The following is a 21331-nucleotide window of genomic DNA, read 5'->3' as shown; positions in this document are numbered from 1 at the left end:
ATATGATAGCATGCATAATAATTATGCCAGTATATTTTAACTAAAATTCATTATAATATATGAAATCATTATCTGTTCGTAAGGTTAATAATCTTTAACTCCTAAAACCTAAATCATCATCATCTTCATTCCCTATAATTTTTCTTGTCAGCTCATAACAACACTTTATCTTGTTTTTACTAACCGAAAAATGTGAAAAAATCTCGAATTCAATCATATAACCATCCTTCTTATTAGCCTTAATCATATGATGTGTATGAACATCTTCACCATTTTCTGCAACAGATAAAATAGTAACTTTCAAATTAGTCAAAGATTTCTTTAGTAAAGTTACATGAGAAACGAAATCACTAAAAGATATTTTATTACCATTAACAACTTGAAAATAATCTTTCGAAAAAAACTTTTCGATAATGGAAATATCCAAATCATCATTTTCAAGTATATATTTCAAAGCATTTGTTACAATGTTAGAGTAGGACATAATATACCTCTAATCAATAAAAAATAGTATACGATGTTATAAATTGTAGTAGCTAAAACCAAAAAGAACTAATTTATCTTATGTTGCAACTCTTCCCACAGTTATTTTGGCTATGTTGAGAAAGTAACTGACGCGCTACGCTTGTCTTCTCCGAGTTACTAGGCTAATACATTAACTCAGTAACTCGGAGAGCTGAAAGATCACCGGCCAAAGAAAACTTTTTTGCTACCCGTACCGTATTAAAGAATTATGGATAAAACTGTTCACCCTGCAATACCTTGATATATCTGGTTTACATTATAGAGTAAATAATGATGAACACTTTTTTATATTTCTTTGAAAAATCTTTGGAGTAAGAAAAAATTATTCTTCTGGTAGATTATTCCTTGTCAGCTTCGGCATCCACTCGATAACAGCATCAAGATTCAGGCTCAGGTTACTGCGAATACCTTGTTTACTTTTTTTACTTAGGTAATGCTGTCCGTACTCTGCCAGTGCTCTTGGCATATCCATGACGAAGCGGGTAACGTAAACGGGTTTGTTTAGGTTATTGCCCTTTCATATAGGCAAGATAGGCATGATAGAGATACTTGCAGGGACTGAACAGCATAATCATCTGTACAGTAGGATCGGATGCTGAAAGAGGGTAGGAGTGCCAGCAGTTTTTTCAATGTCTTCCTGCTGCGATCCCCAAATTATCACTATTTTTTTGCTCACACAACCAGGTTTTCTAATAGATAATCTATAAAAAGACGATTCTTACGTTGAAGTTGCACATTATTTGGAAATACAATCGATATTTCCTGCTTTGGCAGATGATATTCAGGGAAAAGCTCGACCAAAGTACCAGATGCTATATCCCCATTGATAAACCACTCTGGGAGTATGGATACGCCTAAACCAGACAAGGTTAGGGAGCGAATTGCAGAAATGTTATTTGAGGCATATTTCACTTTCCCACGGACATTGATCTTGGGATAAATAGGATGATTTAATTCCCATTGAGTTGGATTTTGTAAGCTAGTGTTGGCAATCCAATTAACCTTATTCAGATCTATTGGTTCAATAACGGAGTTTTGTTCGATCCAATCTGGGGTAGCCACTAGTTTAATTTTATAAGTAGCCAGATGCCTGCTTTTCAGTGTTGAATCATTTAATATCCCCAGTCGAATCGCAAGATCAATTCTCTCTGTAATTAAATCATTTAAAGTTGAGTCAGCAAAATAACCAACTTCTAATTGAGGATAAATTTTACAGAATTGACTGATTAAAGGAAGAAGAAATTTTTCACCAAACTCAACGGTGGAAGTAATACGTAATTTCCCAGCCAGAGAGTGATGTCGTTCCGCAACATTATCAAAAGCATCCTGAATGTTATTAAATATCTTTTTAAAATCCTCATAAAACTCTCTTCCTGCTTCTGTTAATGCAATGCCACGAGTATTACGCACTAACAATGGTATGTTTAGATCTTCTTCGAGTGTTTTCACATGAATGCTGGCTACGGCTTTGCTAATAAATAAGGTTTCCGCTGCACGAGTAAAAGATCCGCATTCTACTACGGTAATAAATGTTTGTATCCGGTTGAGATGAGGTTGCATTTTCATTGTTAAATCTAATTAAATTAAATGTTTAAATTAAATTAATAGACTAAATAAGTCAATGGTTATTAAACTTCCTGAACGGAGGTAAAATAATGAGTTATCGCTATCGTATTGCATTAATATTTTTGCTTGGTTTCTTTATTGATTGCATCAATATTTTTATGTCGTCAATTGCTTTGCCCGATATTGCCGATAAAATGTCTGTTTCTGAATCTAGTGTAGCTTGGGTATCCAATAGTTATATTTTGGGTTTGACACTTATTATACCTATTAGTAGCTGGTTAGCTGAACGATTTGGCACACGGCAAATCATGGCAGCTTCGATGCTACTTTTTTCTATAGCTGCCCTGTTTTCTGGTCTGGCGGAACATTTCTATGATTTAGTATTGTGGCGCTTTATTCAAGGACTAGGAGGCGGTTTGTTGATTCCGGTCGGGCAAGCGTTAACTTTTGGGTTGTTTAAAAAACATGAACGGGCAAAAATCTCGACATTGGTTATGACTGTTGCACTCATTGCACCGGCTATTTCCCCGAGTGTTGGAGGTGCTATTGTTGATCACTATAGCTGGAATTGGGTATTTCTTAGCAATATACCTTTCAGCTTGCTAGCATCCATTCTTTCATTTATTTGGATGCGTAATGAAACAATTTCTGCTCAAAAACCTGATTTAAAGGGATTGTTATTAGTTAGCTTAGCATTGGTATTTTTGTTATTAGGGCTTTCTATGTACGCTAATGCAGCCTCAAAATGGCTGCCAGTTATTTTCTTGACCAGTGGCGCTTTTTTTACTTTGTTTTATATACGACATTACCATCGTGTGCAAAATGCTATTCTGGATCTGTCTGTAATAAAAAATACTCGCATGGGTATTTCAGTGTGGATTTATCACTCAATTCCAGGTGTCTTTACTGGAGTTAATCTGCTGAATATTTTTTACCTGCAACAACAACTGGGATGGTCAGCGGAAAAAACCGGCTCTCTCATGATCTTATATGCTATTGGTGCATTTGGAGCCATATTAATATGTGGACGAATGTATAACCGTTTGGGCGCCTATCGTCTATTTTTATGTGGGATTGTACTTCATGCTATTGGTATTGCTTTCTTAGCTACCATTAATCATGCAAACGATGTACCTGGCTTGATTGTCGCGTATTTGCTGATGGGAATTGGTGGAGGCATTGGTGCTAACACGGCACAGACAACTGCGCTGATGGATTTTACCAATGAAAAATTATCCCGTGCCAGTGTGATTTGGAATATCAATCGTCAAATGTCATTTAGTATTGGCACGGCGTTATTCACCATGATTTTTAATTTATTACAGCAAGGATCTATTTCTACTAATGCGTATCACTTAACTTTTATCCTTGCAGCGATAATCGGTTTATTACCTTTAACCATTCTGCATAATTTAAAAAAACACGCGGAGAAAATATGCGAAAACAAAAAGAGTTAATTGCCTGCCAAAGTGTTATTGATATTCATCAATGGATTGAAAATGTTTTTACCAATAAACAGGAAGAGAATTCTGACTCATTGAATAAACTACTAAATAGTTTTACTCCTGATTTTACTATGATCACTTTGGCTGGTCAGCATGTCTCATTAAATCAAGTAAAAGAAATGTTTGTTAATAGCATGGGCTCCAGACCAAATTTTAAAATTGAAGTTGATAACTGTACTGTGGTCGCATTCAGTAAAGAATATGTTACCGTACGTTATCGTGAAAAACAGACCAAAGATGGCAATACGAATTACCGTTGGTCATTGGCAGTTATCTCATTCCATAATGATCATCCTCAATGGCATTATTTACATGAAACAGCAATTTCAGAATAAAATTTTACTCAGGCATGGCTAAATATCCAATTATTCAAGTAAATAGGTTTTCATAATACTGAGAGTATCAATCAGATGTTGGAGTTCCTTACCCCGCGCTCCGCGCGGGGTAAGGAATACTCCTATTATTTTAAAATGCTATTTACATTAATCCCAAAAAACCGGCGAGACCAACCATGCTGGTCTCGCGCACAATAATCAGGCTAATCTATATTGATATTATCACTGACATTATACCGCCTCCGCTTCACACGTCGTTGCCAACGCCATACTTAAGGTTTTAGCCAAAATGACTTTATTTTTACTCTCCTCCATCAGGCTAAAGTGGTCACCTGGTACAGAGATTAGCTGGAGCAAATAATCAGGCATGATCTGCTTCCAGCCTAACGACGGTTCCATACTCAAAGAGGGTAATGCGGATTCCGTAACGAAAGGAAGTTGTGGATAAGGTTCTGTCGCATAGAACTGGTGGAGCGTTATCGCCAATGTTTGTGGTTCATACTCTTTGACCATTTGCACATAATTTCCCATCTGTTCCCAACGTCTTGCGATCAAGTCAGGATGCAGGTTTGCCGGGTATAGTCCCAGTTCCTGCGCTGCGGCAATAAATTGCACCAAATTCAGTTTATCAATTCTCTGATGCAATACCGCAATCTCCTCTTCATGTTCCCCGCCCGACTGTTTTGCCAGTTCAACAAGAAAGTGGAGTTTTGGTTGAATAACCTGCTGCTTGAAGCAGTGAGGAGCAGGCGTATCAATCAAACCCAGAAAATCGACGATCTCACCGGCATTTAAAAGTTGCTGGGCAATGGCATAGGCCAGTACGCCACCAGAAGAGTAACCGTAAATCCGGTATCGGCCTTCCGGTTGAACAGCCTTCATAAAGGTGATCATTTTGGCAGCCAACTCTTCAAGAGCCGATATTGCCTCGTCATTGATGGACGGCCAGGGCAGGGCATAAATCGGATAGTCCGACTGAATATGTTTTGCTAATCCAAAGACATAGGAGTAATCGTACATACCACTGGGCACAAAGAATAACGGCGGTTCCGTTCCGAAGGGTCGCACAGGTATCGCGCTGCTTTGCGGCTGGGACAGTGGATCTAATGTGATTTTTGATACCAGTTCAGCCAGCACAGGGAATTGGAATAGGTTATTCAATGTACACATCAAACCACGACCTGCGGCAAGGTTTATCATCCGCATAGCAAGCAGCGAGTGTCCCCCCAGCGCAAAGAAATTGTCATATCGGCCTATTTGCTCAACCTCCAACAATTCACGCCAGATAGCAGCCATTGCGATCTCAACCTCCCCCTGCGGCGCTTCATAGGCTTGATGAACAAAAGCATTCTGATCAGGCTCCGGCAGTGCCTGACGATCCAACTTACCGTTAGGACTTAGCGGAAATGCATCCAGACGGACAAAAGCAGCCGGCACCATGTAGTCAGGCAACAGTGCTCTCAAATGGCTATACAAACAGGTTGTCAGGCCATCATCCGCCGGTGCCACCACATAAGCTACCAAACGTTTATCCTGCCCCTCACCCAGAGCCAGGACGATAGCTTCACGCACAGTCGGGTACTCCATCAGCCGAGCTTCGATTTCACCCGGCTCAATACGGAATCCCCGGATTTTCACTTGCTGGTCATTACGGCCAATAAATACTAAGTTACCATCCGGCAAGTAACGGGCCAAATCACCGGTGCGGTACATCCGTGCATCCGGTATCTGACTAAAAGGGTCCGTCAGGAAACGTTCAGCCGTCAGATCAGGGCGATTGAGATAGCCACGTGCTACACCATCACCACCAATATACAACTCGCCGACCGCTCCCAGTGGAACCGGCTGGCCGCAATCATCCAGCAGATAAACACAGGTGTTAGCTGTCGGACGTCCGATAGGCGTTAATGTATCGATATAATCTGCCGGACAACGCCAAGTGGTGGCACATACCGTGATTTCTGTCGGACCGTAGGCATTGAACAGCGTGGCACGGCCACACAGTGACTGGAGTAGCGCAGCACCAGGAGCTTCTCCGCCCAGTATCAATGTTGGTCTTAGGTTTATCTCTGGTAAATCTGCGCCATCCCTGAGCAAAGCCGGGGGCAGGCAGGCATGAGTCACCGCCTGTTCTTCCAGATAATGCCAAAGGCGGAGTGGATCCTGACGAACCGCATCGACAGGAATATCCAAGGTGGCACCACCACACAATGCCATCATGATTTCCCAGACGCTGGCATCGAAACCAAATGAGGCGAATTGCAACATCCGGCTATGAGAATGAATGTCAAACTGGCTGATTTTATCTCGGATAAGGTTGACCAACCCACGATGTTCAACCATCACTCCTTTCGGCATACCGGTCGAACCAGAAGTATAAATCACATAGGCCAAATGCCGTGGAGTTAACGCTGGGATCTGCGGATTGTTATCCGGTTGGTCAGACAGAGTATTCGGGTCAAGTACGGTTAATTTCGCCAGTGCTTCGTCACCCAATGCAGCACGCCCGATATTATCCGCCAGTACTACCAATGGAGCAGCATCATTCAGCATATACGCCAGACGATCACCCGGATAGGCGGGGTCCAGTGGTACGTAGGCGCCACCCGCTTTCAGTACTGCCAATAGCGCCACCACCATCGCTGGCGAACGGGTCACACAAATCGCCACCCGCTGATCCGGTACTACCCCCAGAGAGATAAGCTGATGAGCGAGTCGGTTGGCCTGAACATTCAGTTCCGCATAGCTGAAGATCTGCTCCCGATGTATCATCGCTGTAGCATTTGGGGTTTTCTCCACCTGTTGCTCAACCCACTGATGGATACACATTTGCTCGGAATAGGCTATTTCCGTCGCATTCCGCGTTTCCAGCAACAACTTACGTTCCGCCGGCGACAAAATATCAATTTCCCTGACGGGTTGTTGTGGATTAGCCACCATGACTTGCAATACGGTGTGCAGATAACCCACATACCGCTCGATTGTCTGTTGATCAAACAAGGCCGTTGCATAATTTAGAGTACCTGCAATTCTGCCTTCTTCCTCAAACAGGTTAAGTTCAAGATCAAACTTAACCACATCAAAACCCTGATCAACCGGTAAGACTTCCAGCTCTGGCAATTTCCACTCTATTCTCTCATTGTTCTGCCAGGCAAACATCACCTGAAACAGCGGAGTATGCGCCAGTCTGCGCGGTGGTTGCACAATTTCCAGCACCTGTTCAAATGGCAGATCCTGATTATCCTGTGCTGCCAACGCAGTTTGCCGTACACGCGCAAGTAATTCCGCCACATCCGGCGTGCCCGATAAGTCGATACGTAAAGCCAATACATTGACAAAGAAACCCACCAAGGATTCAATTTCCTGACGACCACGGCCAGCAAAAGGTGTGCCGATAACGAGATCACTTTGACCTGACAGACGTGACAGAACCATCGCCCAAGCTGACAGAATGGTTATGAATAACGTTGTCCCTTGCTGTTCACTCAGGCGCTTGAGGGATTTCGTTAACACTTCATCCAGATTGATAGGCAATGAACTCCCTATAAACGATTGCTGGGGAGGACGTGGCCGATCGGTTGGTAAATCAAGCAGTACCGGTGTACCAGCCAACATGGTACGCCAACAGTCAGATTGGGACTGTAAGCGCTCACCCGAAAGCCACTGACGCTGCCATGCCGCATAATCAGGATACTGAATCATCAACGGTGGTAGTGGATCAGGTTGACCGGTCACAAAAGCTGTATAGAGGGCACTTAGCTCTGTGTTCAGTATTCCCAAAGACCAGCCATCAAAAATAATATGATGTAAGATCAACAGAAATACATAATCATTGTCCGCCAGCTGTATCAAACTGGAGCGGATTAATGGCCCCTGTGCAAGATCAAACGATCGCCCAAACTCCTCCATACACAAACGCTTAAGTTGTCCATCCGCATCAGGTACGCCACGCAGATCATATTGCTTCATGGATAGACCGGGTTCAGGCGGTAATAGTTTGACTTGGGGTTGGCCGTCAACCGTCACAATGACAGAACGCAAGGCTTCGTGGCGGGTAAACAGCGCATTCAGCGCCTGCTGCCAGGCAGAGACATCAAACTGACCACGCACACGCTGTATTACAGGAATATGGTAAGTATCACTCACCCTTTCAAACTGCGAAATAAACCACAAATGATGCTGGCTAAACGACAGTGGCAGAACACTCTCGCGAGATACCGGAGTAATCTCAGGCAACCTGTCACTATCCTCATTACACTGTGCGTAAATTCTCTCCGCAAAAGCAGCCAGAGTAGGTGCCATAAACAAGGTAACAAGCGGTAGCTCAGCACCGAAAGCGGCTACACGGTTCATCACTCGCGCAGCCATCAATGAATGCCCCCCCAACGCGAAGAAATTATCATGTCGACTAATCTGTTCAACCCCTAACACCTCACGCCAGATAGCCGCTAATGCCGTTTCTATTTCCCCTTGTGGCGCTTCATAAACCTGACGGGCAAAGTCTTTCTCTCCCGGAGCTGGCAATGCCCGACGATCCAACTTGCCGTTAGAAGTTAGCGGGAAAGCGCTCAAACAGACGAAAGCCGCCGGCACCATATAATCAGGTAACAGAGCACTCAAATGCTCACGCAGGCCCGCTGCCAATCCGTCATGCGATTCTGCTAACACATAAGCGACCAAACGTTTATCCTGCCCATCATCCAGCGCTAATACCTGCGCTTCACGTACCGCAAAATGTTCTGTCAGCCGAGCTTCAATTTCCCCCAGCTCAATTCGAAAACCACGGATTTTAATTTGCTGGTCATTACGCCCCACAAATTCCAGATTGCCATCCGGCAGATAGCGGGCTAAATCGCCGGTCCGATACATGCGCGCCGCCGGTTTATCACTAAAAGGATCCGCCAGAAAGCGTTCAGCTGTGAGTTCAGGCCGATTCAAATAACCACAGGCAACACCGTCTCCACCAACATAAATCTCACCGATCGCCCCCAGTGGCACTGGTTGACCACAAGCGTTCAATAAATAGAGGCGTGTGTTAGCGATGGGTCGGCCAATGGGAAGTTTTGTCGTCCCTGCCGGCAATTCAGTGATACGGTATGTCGTGGTAAACGTCGTTCCTTCACTCGGCCCATAGCCATTCAATAACTGCTGAGGTGGGCTATTACGCAGGACCTGAGCGATCACATGCGGATTAAGAACATCCCCTCCGACAATCAAGATATTGATCTGTGAGAGAACCGCAGACAACTCCGTTGCCAGTCGGTTAAACAATCCAACCGTCAGCCACAGAACAGTGATCCGGTGAACTTGTAAACTCTGAACAAACGCCTGTGGCGTCAATAAGGTCGCGTGGTCGATGACAACCAGCGCGCCACCATTGAGCAAAGGCGTCCAGACTTCGAAGGTACTGGCGTCGAAAGCCGGGTTAGCGGTAAAGGCCACTCGGTCAGTCTGTCCGGTTTCAGCATACCCATTATTGATAACCAACCGAACCACCGCCCGATGAGGCACTACCACGCCTTTGGGTGTGCCAGTAGAGCCAGAGGTATACATGATATACGCCGCTCCCGTGCTGGAAGCAGGTAAATCAAGATTGGGGTGATCTTCTTCCCCGATGGTGCTCATTTCACCAGAGAAACGAAATATCGGCACAGTCAGGAGGTCAGCCGAAATATCAGTCCACATATCGGTGAGCAGCAATTTGGCTGAACAATCTTTTATCAACCAGTTCTTCCGCTCGTCCGGTACACCAGGATCAATCGGGACATACACCGCACCCGCCTTGAGAATAGCTAACTGAGCCACGACCAGCTCAATAGATCGCTCTAACAAGAGCGCAACATGTTCCCCCGAATAAACCCCTCGCTCAATTAACTGACGAGCCAGCCGGTTAGCACAGATATTTAATTCCGCATAGCTAATGGCTTGGTTTTCATAGACCAATGCCGTGGCGTCCGGGGCATTCTCCACCTGTTGTTCAAACAATTGATGAATGCACAGTTGATCAGGATAGGGTGTTTCGGTCGCATTCCAGGTTTTCAGCAATAATGTGCGCTCAGTTTCCGGTAGAATTTCCAACATCTGTACCGGCGTTTCTGGTGTCTGTTCAAGTGTTTCTACCAGACTCTCCAGAGCCTGCTGCATGTAACCGCATATCCTTTCTGGATCAAAAGGTTGCACTACCTGAGTCGTCAGCCCCAAATCGGAACCACCATCTTCTACCGACAATACAAACGGGTAGTTAGTCCGTTCCTGTGCCCCAAGAAATTCAATTCCGCTGATGATTTCATCTGATGTGATTGGCTGGGTATTATGCCGATAATTTAACAGCGCATTGAACAGCGGTGTCCCACTCGCTACCCCACTGCAACGTTGAGCCAGCGCCAGTGATGCATGTTCATGCGCTAATAGCCCTGCCAATCGGTTATGGGCAGCCTGTACGCTCTCTCGCACCGGAGTTTCATCTATATCCAACCGTAACGGCAAGGTATTAATAAACAGCCCCATGCCATTGTCGGCACCTTCGCCAGCCTGCATACGCCCAAACAGCACTGTGCCAAATACCACTTGCCTCTGACCACTGGTACGCGACAATACCTGCGCCCAGGCCAAATGGCACAGCGCCGCCACACTGACGCCCAAACGCCGAGCCAGATTACGCAGGCGGTTATTCAGTGCAGGCGGCAGCATTCTGTGCGATTCTGTCACCTGTGAGCCGTCATGGTGTACTTCCGTCAATCCGAATGGCAGCGTAGGCTCATCCACCGCCGCCAGCATATTGGTAAAGAAACGGGTATGTTCTTCCTGACTGATCCCCAATCGCGACTGAGCGACCAAAGTACGAAAAGGTACTGGCGCAGGCAAACTGTCTCCCCGTCCGGTAAGATACGCCTGCACTTCGCTGTTCATCACTTCCAGCGTGGTATGGTCACCAATGAGGTGATGTAACAGTTGCAACAAGATCCAGCGGCCATCAGTATCCTGTGCAATAACAAAGCGCAACAATGGTGCCTGACTCAGATCAATACGATACTGGCACGGATCAAAGCGTTGGAATAGTTGGTCACTGATCGCGCCGTCAGCCGGATTGAGTGTCAATTTTGTGATGAATAAGGGAACTTGACGACAAACCACCTGAGCCGGAGCAGATAATCCTTCCCAGATAAAAGCGGTTCGCAGGATATCATGGCGATCAACCACCTGTTGAACGGCGGCAAGATAACGATCCAGCAAAGACCGATCGGCAAACATCTGTTGGGTTAACAGAAGATAAGGATCGCCTTCATTTGCCAGCAAATGGTGGAATAAAATGCCATCCTGTAACGGAGACAAGGCATAGATATCCTGAATGTTAGCCATCCCACCCGATATCTGATCAACAATACAGTCAATTTCACTCTGACTGAGGTTAATCAGCGGCAACATCTCCGGTGTTAACACGGACGTATCCGGTGTGATACGGTTTTCAGGCACCTTGATCTCACAATGCTGAGACAAAGACTGAGCCAGCACACTCAATGTCGGATGCTGGAATAGCGCTTGTACCGAGATACCCAACCCCATACACCGCAAACGCTCAATCATCCGCACTGCCAACAGGGAGTGCCCCCCCAGAGCAAAGAAACTGTCGTGCCGGCTGATCTTCTCAACTTCCAGCAATTCACACCAAATGGCCGCTAATGCTATTTCTATCTCCCCTTGCGGGGCTTCATAAACCTGACGGGCAAAGGCTTTCTCGCCTGGTGCGGGCAGCGCCTGGCGATCCAGCTTGCCGTTTGGCGTCAACGGAAACGCATCCAGACGTACAAAAGCCGTCGGCACCATATAATCCGGCAACCGCGCACTTAAATGTTCACGCAGACTGGTGGCCAATCCATCATCGGTTTGCGCCACCACATAAGCCACCAGGCGTTTATTCTGTCCATCACCCAACGCCACGACCAATGCTTCACTCACCAACGGGTGTTCAATCAACCGAGTTTCAATCTCTCCCAATTCAATTCGGAAGCCACGGATTTTAACCTGTTGGTCATTACGGCCAACAAATACCAAATTGCCATCCGGCAGGTAACGAGCCAAATCTCCGGTGCGGTACATCCGTGCATCCGGTATCTGACTAAAAGGGTCCGTCAGGAAACGTTCAGCCGTCAGATCAGGGCGATTGAGATAGCCTCGGGCTATTCCCACACCGCCAATATGTAGCTCACCTACGGCGCCCAGCGGCACCGGCTGACCATGTTTGTCCAATAGATAGACGCGTTTGTTCACTGTCGGTCTACCGATGGGAATTAATCCCCCTGTATAGTCTGACGGGCAATTCCAGGTGGTAGCGCAAACGGTGATTTCCGTCGGGCCATAGGCATTGAACAGCGTGGCCTGACGGTTTAATGTCTGGATTAACGTCGGACTAGGTGCTTCACCGCCCAGTATCACGGTTGGCTTTATCGTCAGCATGGGTAAATCCGCACCATCCCGCAGCAACGCAGGCGTCAAACAAGCGTGCGTCACCGATTGCTCTTCCAAATAATGCCAAAGACGGTGCGGGTCCTGCCGGATTGTTTCCGTCGGAATAACCAGCATAGCCCCACTGCTCAACGTCATCATGATTTCCCAGACGCTGGCATCGAAGCCAAATGAGGCAAACTGCAACATCCGGCTGGTGACACCAATATCAAACTGAGCAATGTGTTCCAGCGTCAGGTTAACCAGACTCTGATGTTCAATCATCACCCCTTTCGGTCTGCCAGTGGAGCCGGATGTGTAGATCACATACGCCAGATGCCGTGAGGTGAGATTAGGGATCTGTGGGTTATTGTCTGACTGATCCGGCAGAGTATTTGGATCGAGTACAGTTAACGTCGTCAGTGCTTCTTCACCCAATGCAGCCTGTCCAATATGATCTGCCAGCAAAACTGTTGGCGCAGCATCAGTCAGCAGGTAAGCCAGACGTTCGCCCGGATAAGCCGGATCTAATGGCACATATGCCCCGCCCGCTTTCAACACCGCCAGCAATCCCACGATTCTTTCCAGTGATCGGGTCACACAAATGGCTACGGGTTGATCGGGGATGACACCTAATGCCATCAGTTGATGTGCTAATCGGTTGGCACGGGCATTCAATTCAGCATAGCTGAGCGTCTGGTTTTCATACCTTACCGCTATCGCATCTGGGGTTCGCTCTACCTGTTGTTCAATCAACTGATGAATACACAATTGTTCAGGATATGGCGCTACGGTTGCATTCCAGGTTTCCAGCAACAACTGGCGCTCTACGGGTGCCAGAATATTCATTTCCCCGACTGGCTGCTGAATATCCGCGACCATCGCTTGCAATATTGTGTGCAAATATTCAACGTGTCGTTCGATTGTCGATTGATCAAACAAAGCGGTTGAGTAACCAAGATAACCGACAATCCGGTCTTCCTCTTCAAACAAGTTAAGTTCAAGATCAAATTTAACGACATCAAGGGTTTGCTCGAACGGTGAAATTGTCAGCCCCGGCAATTGCCATTCCACAATCTCATTGCTCTGCCAGGCAAACATCACCTGAAACAACGGGGTATGTGCCAGCCTACGCGGTGGTTGTACGATTTCTACCACTTGTTCAAACGGCAAATCTTGATGCTCCTGTGCCGCCAGCGCGGTTTGCCGCACACGCGCCAGTAACTCCGTCACATTAGGCTCACCCGATAAGTCGATACGCAAGGCCAAGGTATTAACAAAGAAACCAATCAAGGATTCCACTTCCCGACGACTGCGACCGGCACAAGGTGTACCGATGACCACATCATCCTGACCTGACAGACGCGACAGAACTATTGACCAGGCTGATAGCAAGGTCATAAATAACGTGGCTCCCTGTTGTTCACTCAGACGCTTAAGAGATGCTGTTAACTCTGCGTCCAGATTGATAGGCCATAGGTTACCGGCAAACAACTGTTCAGGCGGACGTGGTCGATCAGTTGGCAAATCCAGCAAAACTGGCGCGTCAGCCAATACCCTGCGCCAATAATCGGATTGAGCCTGAATCCTTTCTGCAGAAAGCCACTGACGCTGCCATGCCGCATAATCAGGGTATTGGATCATCAACGGCGGCAATGGATTAGGTTGTTGGTTTAAACAGGCTGAATAAAGTGCATTTAGTTCTGATGTCAATATTCCTAAAGACCAGCCATCAGACACAATATGGTGTTGGGTCAGCAGGAAGACATACTCATCGTCAGCCAGTTGTATCAGAACAGAACGAATTAAGGGATCACAGGCAAGATTAAACGGCATCTTAGCTTCCTGCTCACACAAATGCTCAAGCTGTTCATCCACTTCAAGCACTTTACGTAAATCGTATTTTTTCATTGGCAAACCAAAGTCCGCCGGCAGGAGTTCAACCTGTGGCTGCTCATTTACGGTGATAAAAATGGAACGTAATGCTTCATGGCGAGCAAACAGGTGATTCAGCGCCTGTTGCCAGGCATGAATATCAAGCTGGCCCTGTAAACGCAGTGCTAGCGGAATATGATAGGTATCACTCATCCCCTCAAACTGTGCCAGGAACCAAAGACGCTGTTGCGCGAATGACAGGGGCAGCGCTCTATCATGGGGTGTCGGTGTGATGGCAGGCAATGCCCCATTTTGTTCGTGAAGATGTTCATCAACCACCTTAGCAAAAGCCAGCAAGACAGGTGCTTTAAACAATGTAGTCAGCGGCAGTTCAGCACCGAAAGCCGCAACACGGTTCATCACCCGCATCGCCAACAGCGAATGGCCCCCCAGAGCAAAGAAATTGTCATGCCGACTGATTTGCTCAACATCCAACAACTCGCGCCAGATAGCCGCCAAGGCTATTTCAGTTTCCCCTTGCGGCACTTCATAAACCTGACGGGCAAAGTCTTCCTCTCCCGGCATCGGCAATGCCCGACGATCCAGCTTACCGTTTGGCGTCAACGGGAATTCATCCAGACGGACAAAAGCCGCCGGCACCATATAATCAGGTAAGATTGCGCTTAAGTGGGCACGCAGATTGTTGATTAATCCATCATCTGCTTGCGCTATGATATAGGCGACCAACCGTTTGTCCTGCCCGTCACCTAACACCAGCACCGCAGCCTCACGCACCGCAGTGCACTCCTTCAACCGCGCTTCAATTTCCCCCGGCTCAATCCGAAAACCACGGATTTTGACCTGCTGATCATTACGGCCAAAAAATTCCAGATTGCCATCCTGCAGATAGCGGGCTAAATCGCCGGTCCGATACATGCGCGCCGCCGGTTTATCACTAAAAGTATCCGCCAGGAAGCGTTCAGCTGTGAGTTCAGGCCGATTCAAATAACCACAGGCAACACCGTCTCCACCAACATAAATCTCACCGATCGCCCCCAGTGGCACTGGTTGACCATAAGCGTTCAATAAATAGAGGCGTGTGTTAGCGATGGGTCGGCCAATGGGAAGTTTTGTCGTCCCTGCCGGCAATTCAGTGATACGGTATGTCGTGGTAAACGTCGTTCCTTCACTCGGCCCATAGCCATTCAATAACTGCTGAGGTGGGCTATTACGCAGGACCTGAGCGATCACATGCGGATTTAGAACATCCCCTCCGACAATCAAGATATTGATCTGTGAGAGAACCGCAGACAACTCCGTTGCCAGTCGGTTAAACAATCCAACCGTCAGCCACAGGACAGTGATCCGGTGAACCTGTAAACTCTGAACAAACGCCTGTGGCGTCAATAAGGTCGCGTGGTCGATGACCACCAGTGCGCCACCATTGAGCAAAGGCGTCCAGACTTCGAAGGTACTCGCGTCGAAAGCCGGGTTAGCGGTAAAGGCCACTCGGTCAGCCTGTCCGGTTTCAGCATAACCATTATTGATAACCAACCGAACCACCGCCCGATGAGGCACTACCACGCCCTTGGGTGTGCCAGTAGAGCCAGAGGTATACATGATATACGCCGCTCCCGTGCTGGATGCAGGTAAATCAAGATTGGGGTGATCTTCTTCCCCGATGGTGCTCATCTCACCAGAGAAACGAAATATCGGCACAGTCAGGAGGTCAGCCGAAATATCAGTCCACATATCGGTGAGCAGCAATTTGGCTGAACAATCTTTTATCAACCAGTTCTTCCGCTCGTCCGGTACACCAGGATCAATCGGGACATACACTGCACCCGCCTTGAGAATAGCTAACTGAGCCACGACCAGCTCAATAGATCGCTCTAACAAGAGCGCAACATGTTCCCCCGGATAAATCCCTTGCTCAATTAACTGACGAGCCAGCCGGTTAGCACGGATATTCAGTTCCATATAACTGAGGGTTTGATCTCCCGCTATCAGCGCTGTAGCAACCGGCGTTTTCTCTGCTTGTTGTTCAAACAACTGATGAATGCATAACTGCCCAGGATACGGTGTTTCAGTTGCGTTCCAGGTTTCCAGCAATAACGTACGTTCCGTTGCAGGCAAAATGTTCAGTTCCCGTACCGGTGTTTCTGGTGCTTGCTCCAGCGCTTCTGCCAGACTGGTCAGCGCCTGTTGCATATAACCACATACCCGATCCGGCTCAAATGGCTGTACTACCTGCGCAGTCAGCCCCAGAGTAGAACCGCCATCCTCTACCGACAGCACTAACGGATAGTTGGTTCGCTCCTGTTCACCCAGAAATTCGATACCCGGTACAACCTCATGTGGGATCAGCGGCTGCTCATTATGTCGGTAGTTCAACAAGGCGCTAAATAGTGGCGTGCCACCCGCTACGCCACTGCAACGTTGGGCCTGCGCCAGTGAAGTATGCTCATAATCCAACAATCCGGCCAACCGAGACTGTGCCAGCCGTACACTGTCGTGCACCGGTGTATCATCCATATCCAGTCGCAACGGCAAGGTATTGATAAACAGCCCCATGCCGCTATCAGCCCCTTCCCCCGCCGCCATGCGCCCAAACAGCACCGTGCCAAACACCACTTTTTCCTGACCACTGGTCTGTGACAGCACCTGCGCCCAAGCCAAATGACACAATGTTGCTACACTGACGCCCAGACGTTTTGCCTGTTGACGAAGACGGTCGTTTAATTCCGGCGATAACATCCGGTGTGATTGTGTGACTTGCGAACCATCACGATGCACTTCGGTAAGACCAAACGGCAGCGTCGGCTCATCCACGTCAGCCAACATATCAGTAAAGAAACGGGTATGTTCTGCTTGATTGGCATTCAATCGAGCCTGCGCCACCAGATTGCGGAAAGGCACCGGTACTGGCAAGTTGTCATTCTGCCCGGCAAGACAAACTTGCACTTCGCGGTGCATCACTTCCATTGTCGTATGGTCGCCAATCAGATGATGCTGCAATTGCAACACATGCCAGCGGCCATCCGTTTCTTGTGCTACTGTTTCTTGTGCTACTACAAAGCGCAACAATGGAGCCTGACTCAGATCAAAACGGTACTGACGTAGGTCAAAGCGGTGAGCCAATTGCTCACCCACTGGCCCAGCAGCCGGGTCCAGAGTCAGTTCAGTGACCGATAAAGGCGCTTGACGCCAGACCACCTGCGCCGGTGCAGGTAATCCCTGCCAGATAAATGCGGTTCGCAAGATATCATGGCGATCAACCACCTGTTGCACGGCTGCCAGATAGCGATCCAGCAGTGTCCGGTCAGAAAAAATCATCGGGTAGGCCAACAGATAAGGGTCACCTTCCTTCGCCAGCAGATGGTGAAATAAGATACCGTCCTGCAACGGCGACAGAGCATAAATATCCTGAATATTAGCGATCCCACCCGGCACCTGTTCAACAATGTTGTCAATCTCAGACTGGGACAGATCAATCAGTGGCAACATTGCGGGTGTCAGCATGGTGGTCGCTGGGGTAATGACATTCGGCGGTATGATTACAGCCTGATGTTGTTCCAATGTCTGGGCCAGTTCTGACAACACCGGACATTGAAACAGGTTACGGGCGGCCAGTGTCAATCCCAGGTTATGCAGACGTTCAATCATCCGGATACCGAGCAAAGAGTGACCGCCCAGCGCAAAGAAACTATCATGTCGGCTAATTCGCTCAATACCCAGTAATTCGCGCCAAAGGGTCGCCAGAATAATTTCCTTTTCTCCTAACGGTGCGGCATAAACCTGACGGGCAAAAGCATCCTCCCCCGGTGCTGGCAACGCTCGGCGATCCAATTTACCATTCGGCGTCAATGGGAACTCATCCAGACGCACAAAGGCCGCCGGTAGCATATAATCCGGCAACCGCGCACTCAGGTGTTCACGCAGGCAAGCAGCCAAACCGTCACTCTCTTGGGTCAGTACATAGGCAACCAGCTGTTTGTCTTGTCCCTCTCCTAATGCCAGCACCACCGCTTCACGTATTGCCGGATACTCCACCAGTCGAGCTTCAATTTCTCCCGGCTCAATCCTGAAACCGCGGATTTTCACCTGCTGGTCGTTACGGCCCAGAAATTCCAGATTGCCGACCGGCAGATAGCGGGCTAAATCGCCGGTGCGATACATACGTGCATTCGGTTTCTCGCTAAATGGATCGGGGAGAAAGCGTTCAGCAGTCAGTTCAGGGCGATTGAGATAACCGCAGGCCACTCCGTCGCCCCCGATATAAATCTCACCAGTCATTCCCAATGGCACCGGCTGGCCGTCAGTATCCAGCAAATAAATTCGGGTGTTGGCAATAGGCCGACCAATAGGAATTGATGTCGTACCCGATGTTAAGCCGTGAATAGGGTAAGTCGTGGTAAACGTAGTTCCCTCACTCGGACCGTAGGCATTCAATAACTTTTGTGGCGGGTTCTTACGCAGCACTTGAGCAATGATATGCGGATCGAGGACATCCCCTCCCACCAACAGTATTTTAAGCTGAGGCCACACCGGGGATAGCTCCTCCGCCAGCCGGTTAAACAGCCCGACACTCATCCACAAAACCGTGATGCGATGCACCTGTAACGCCTGAACAAAATCCCGCGGTGTCAGCAACGTAGTATGATCAATAACCACCAGCGCAGCACCGTTAAGCAACGGCGCCCAAACTTCAAAGGTGCTGGCATCGAAAGCGGGATTAGCGGCGAAAGCAATCCGGTCATTGGGTTCGATGTCAGCATAGCCATTATTGATAACCAATCGGACGACAGCCCGATGAGGCACGATGACACCTTTTGGTGTCCCCGTCGAACCAGAGGTGTACATGATATACGCGGGTTCGGCACTGGCTCCCGATAAATCAAGATTGCAGTGATCTTCTGCCTGAATCGGCTCTGTCTCGCCGGTAAGGCGGAGCCGCGGGACAAGCAATTCAGCTGGGATCGCCGTCTGCATATCCGTTAGCAGTAATTTGGCGGCACAATCGTTTATCAGCCAGTTTTTCCGTTCATCCGGTACATTGGGATCGACAGGGACATAAACCGCCCCCGCCTTAAGGATAGCTAACTGAGCCACCACCAGTTCAATTGAGCGTTCTAACAAGATCGCTACATGGTCACCCAGGCAAACCCCTTGTTCAATCAGTTGGCAAGCCAACCTGTTGGCTCTGGCGTTCAGGTCCGCATAGCTCAGAGTCTGATCGCCAGCGATTAATGCGGTGGCAATCGGGGTTTTCTCTGCTTGTTGTTCAAACAACTGATGAATGCATACATGGTCAGGATAGGGAGTTTCCGTGGCGTTCCAAGTTTCCAGCAACCCCGCTTTAAGGGGATTTTCCGTGCTGGTAATACTGTCTTTCATTTACTTACTACCTCAACGAATCTATCGGATATTTGAAAACTGTTATTCCCAGCCGCCATCACAAATATTTTTCTTTTACTTTTAGGAGAAATAACAACGGGCATGCCAAGCATCGAAAGATACTCAGACAATATTTTTCTCAGGCGCTGGATGTCATAGTCCGGTTAATAACCGCACAGCAAAAAATGATGTGGCAATAATTTCCCAGACAACGAAATAAATGATTCATCTGATGAACCATAAAAAGGCATTCCATTTTTTCCCTGTTTTTTAGATAAGCGTTTTTGATCTACATCAATTTTTTATTACGCTGAATTCCATAACTAAATAAAAATGGATCTATTGAATATATCTATTGGCATGAACACTAAGTCCCTGCAGTATTTCTCCATTTAACATTAGTATTCAACTGAAATTATTTCAGATAAAATAAAGTGCTTATGTTTATAAATAACCACTAACAACCAAGGAAAAAGAAAAATAAAAAAATCATATTTATCATTGCTTTATAATAAAAACATGTATATTTCTCCATGTAAAAAATAAACTAACTCAACTACATATTATTTTATAGTAATCAAATTACACAACTAATGTAAATGTAAACGCTCATTATATTTAATAACAAAATAAAACAATTTCAAATAAATATTAATTTTCACGCAAGTGCTCAGTGAAATAATCGATAAATTTGAGGTTATCTTCGGTTTTATTCCATAAATCAGCCCATCAATTTAATTTCATGTTCCCATTTATGATACGGAATGCGATAACTTAACCATGAAGATAAATAAGTCACTACGCCATTTGAAAAAACAAGCTTGACAAAGTTAGGCGTTATTCCACTATAACTCTTCAGGTGTATACCAATCTAATTTCAAGATACGTGTGATATCTCCCCACTTCGCGGGGAGATATCAAGTTTCATATAGTGTTGTAAATTACAACCAGAGACTTCGGATAAATAGCGTTTCAAAATGATAGGAATATTCTTTACCCTCTCGCGCCGCGCGAGAGGGTAAGGAACTCCAACATCTGATACTCTCAGTCTGATGAAAACCTATTTAGAACAGTAAGCAACAGGCTGAACATAAGTGACAGGTGCAACAATGTGCTGGGCAGGAAAGGAAATCACAACAACGTCATTCCTTGGGGTGAGGTTTTAGTCAGTTTTTGCTAGCTTATCGGCTGCGATGTTTCCAGCCACAATGGTATTTCTGGGAACCTTGTACAACAGCTGTTTTTTTCAATTTTAATGCGATATGCCGAAAAAACACTTCAATGCCGTTATTTTCCATAAAAAGATCCTCAAAGAAAAACAGAATGCCACTTGATAAAGCCACCATCCACCAAGAAAATTTATATCGTATTGTTTTTACTAGAAAAATAAAAGAATATCTCAATATCCTGTAAGAGATACTCTTGCCATTTTCAAAAAATGCAAAAATGCGAGTAAAACTCACTTTTAGGCGAATTAAAAGTCAATTTAGTGGGAAAGGTAATGGTAAATAGTATTTTTAATAAAAATAAGGTAAAACAGCCGAAATAATCCACTAAAACATCAAAATACCTTTACATAATCCAAATAAAAAAAATTATATTAAAAAACAAAACAATTTATACCAAACTGTACACATAATCCTACATAATTTAACCTAAGTCAAATTTCATTACATACTACAAATC

5 protein-coding genes and 2 pseudogenes are annotated in these 21331 nt (G+C 46.6%); 2 read left to right on the top strand and 5 right to left on the bottom strand.

All coding sequences use genetic code 11. The features are described from left to right. Positions 1–94: 94 nt before the first annotated feature. The 4 genes and pseudogenes from IQ211_RS11845 to IQ211_RS11835 form a co-directional block, all read right to left on the bottom strand. Positions 95–484, bottom strand: a complete 390-nt coding sequence (locus tag IQ211_RS11845) for a nuclear transport factor 2 family protein (protein ID WP_189759107.1) — start codon at positions 482–484, stop codon at positions 95–97. A 363-nt stretch (positions 485–847) separates the two neighbouring features. After that, positions 848–1097: pseudogene (locus IQ211_RS11840) on the bottom strand (primase-like DNA-binding domain-containing protein); the annotation flags it as partial. Then, positions 1087–1179: pseudogene (locus tag IQ211_RS20330) on the bottom strand (IS1 family transposase); the annotation flags it as partial. The pseudogenes IQ211_RS20330 and IQ211_RS11840, both read right to left, overlap by 11 nt. An 18-nt stretch (positions 1180–1197) precedes the next feature. Continuing rightward, positions 1198–2091 carry a LysR family transcriptional regulator gene (locus IQ211_RS11835; protein ID WP_223281649.1) on the bottom strand — a complete coding sequence of 298 codons (894 nt, stop codon included), beginning with the start codon at positions 2089–2091 and terminating at the stop codon, positions 1198–1200. 89 nt (positions 2092–2180) lie between these two features. Between IQ211_RS11835 and IQ211_RS11830 the strand changes: the two genes are divergently transcribed. Beyond that, entirely contained in the window at positions 2181–3548 is a 1368-nt protein-coding gene (locus IQ211_RS11830; protein WP_189759106.1) for an MFS transporter, read from the top strand. Beyond that, the gene (locus IQ211_RS11825; protein WP_189759105.1) at positions 3527–3931 is read left to right on the top strand and encodes a hypothetical protein; all 405 of its coding nucleotides are present in this window, start codon (positions 3527–3529) and stop codon (positions 3929–3931) included. The genes IQ211_RS11830 and IQ211_RS11825 overlap by 22 nt, the downstream gene beginning before the upstream one ends. Positions 3932–4162: 231 nt before the next feature. Here IQ211_RS11825 and IQ211_RS11820 read toward each other — a convergent pair whose 3' ends face one another. Continuing rightward, on the bottom strand, positions 4163–19645 hold the full coding sequence (locus tag IQ211_RS11820) for a non-ribosomal peptide synthetase (protein WP_193836364.1): 15483 nt from the start codon (positions 19643–19645) through the stop codon (positions 4163–4165). Between the last annotated feature and the right edge of the window lie 1686 nt (positions 19646–21331).

This window comes from Xenorhabdus griffiniae (assembly GCF_015163655.1).
Classification (GTDB): domain Bacteria; phylum Pseudomonadota; class Gammaproteobacteria; order Enterobacterales; family Enterobacteriaceae; genus Xenorhabdus; species Xenorhabdus griffiniae.
Note: the sequence above shows the minus strand (reverse complement) of the source record. Positions and strands in the feature narration are given on the sequence as shown.

Bases quoted from the DNA above. Each gene is read 5' to 3' on its own strand.
- IQ211_RS11845 (WP_189759107.1), bottom strand. From the start codon at position 484: ATGTCCTACTCTAACATTGTAACAAATGCTTTGAAATATATACTTGAA.
- IQ211_RS11825 (WP_189759105.1), top strand. From the start codon at position 3,527: ATGCGAAAACAAAAAGAGTTAATTGCCTGCCAAAGTGTTATTGATATT.
- IQ211_RS11820 (WP_193836364.1), bottom strand. From the start codon at position 19,645: ATGAAAGACAGTATTACCAGCACGGAAAATCCCCTTAAAGCGGGGTTG.
- IQ211_RS11830 (WP_189759106.1), top strand. From the start codon at position 2,181: ATGAGTTATCGCTATCGTATTGCATTAATATTTTTGCTTGGTTTCTTT.
- IQ211_RS11835 (WP_223281649.1), bottom strand. From the start codon at position 2,091: ATGAAAATGCAACCTCATCTCAACCGGATACAAACATTTATTACCGTA.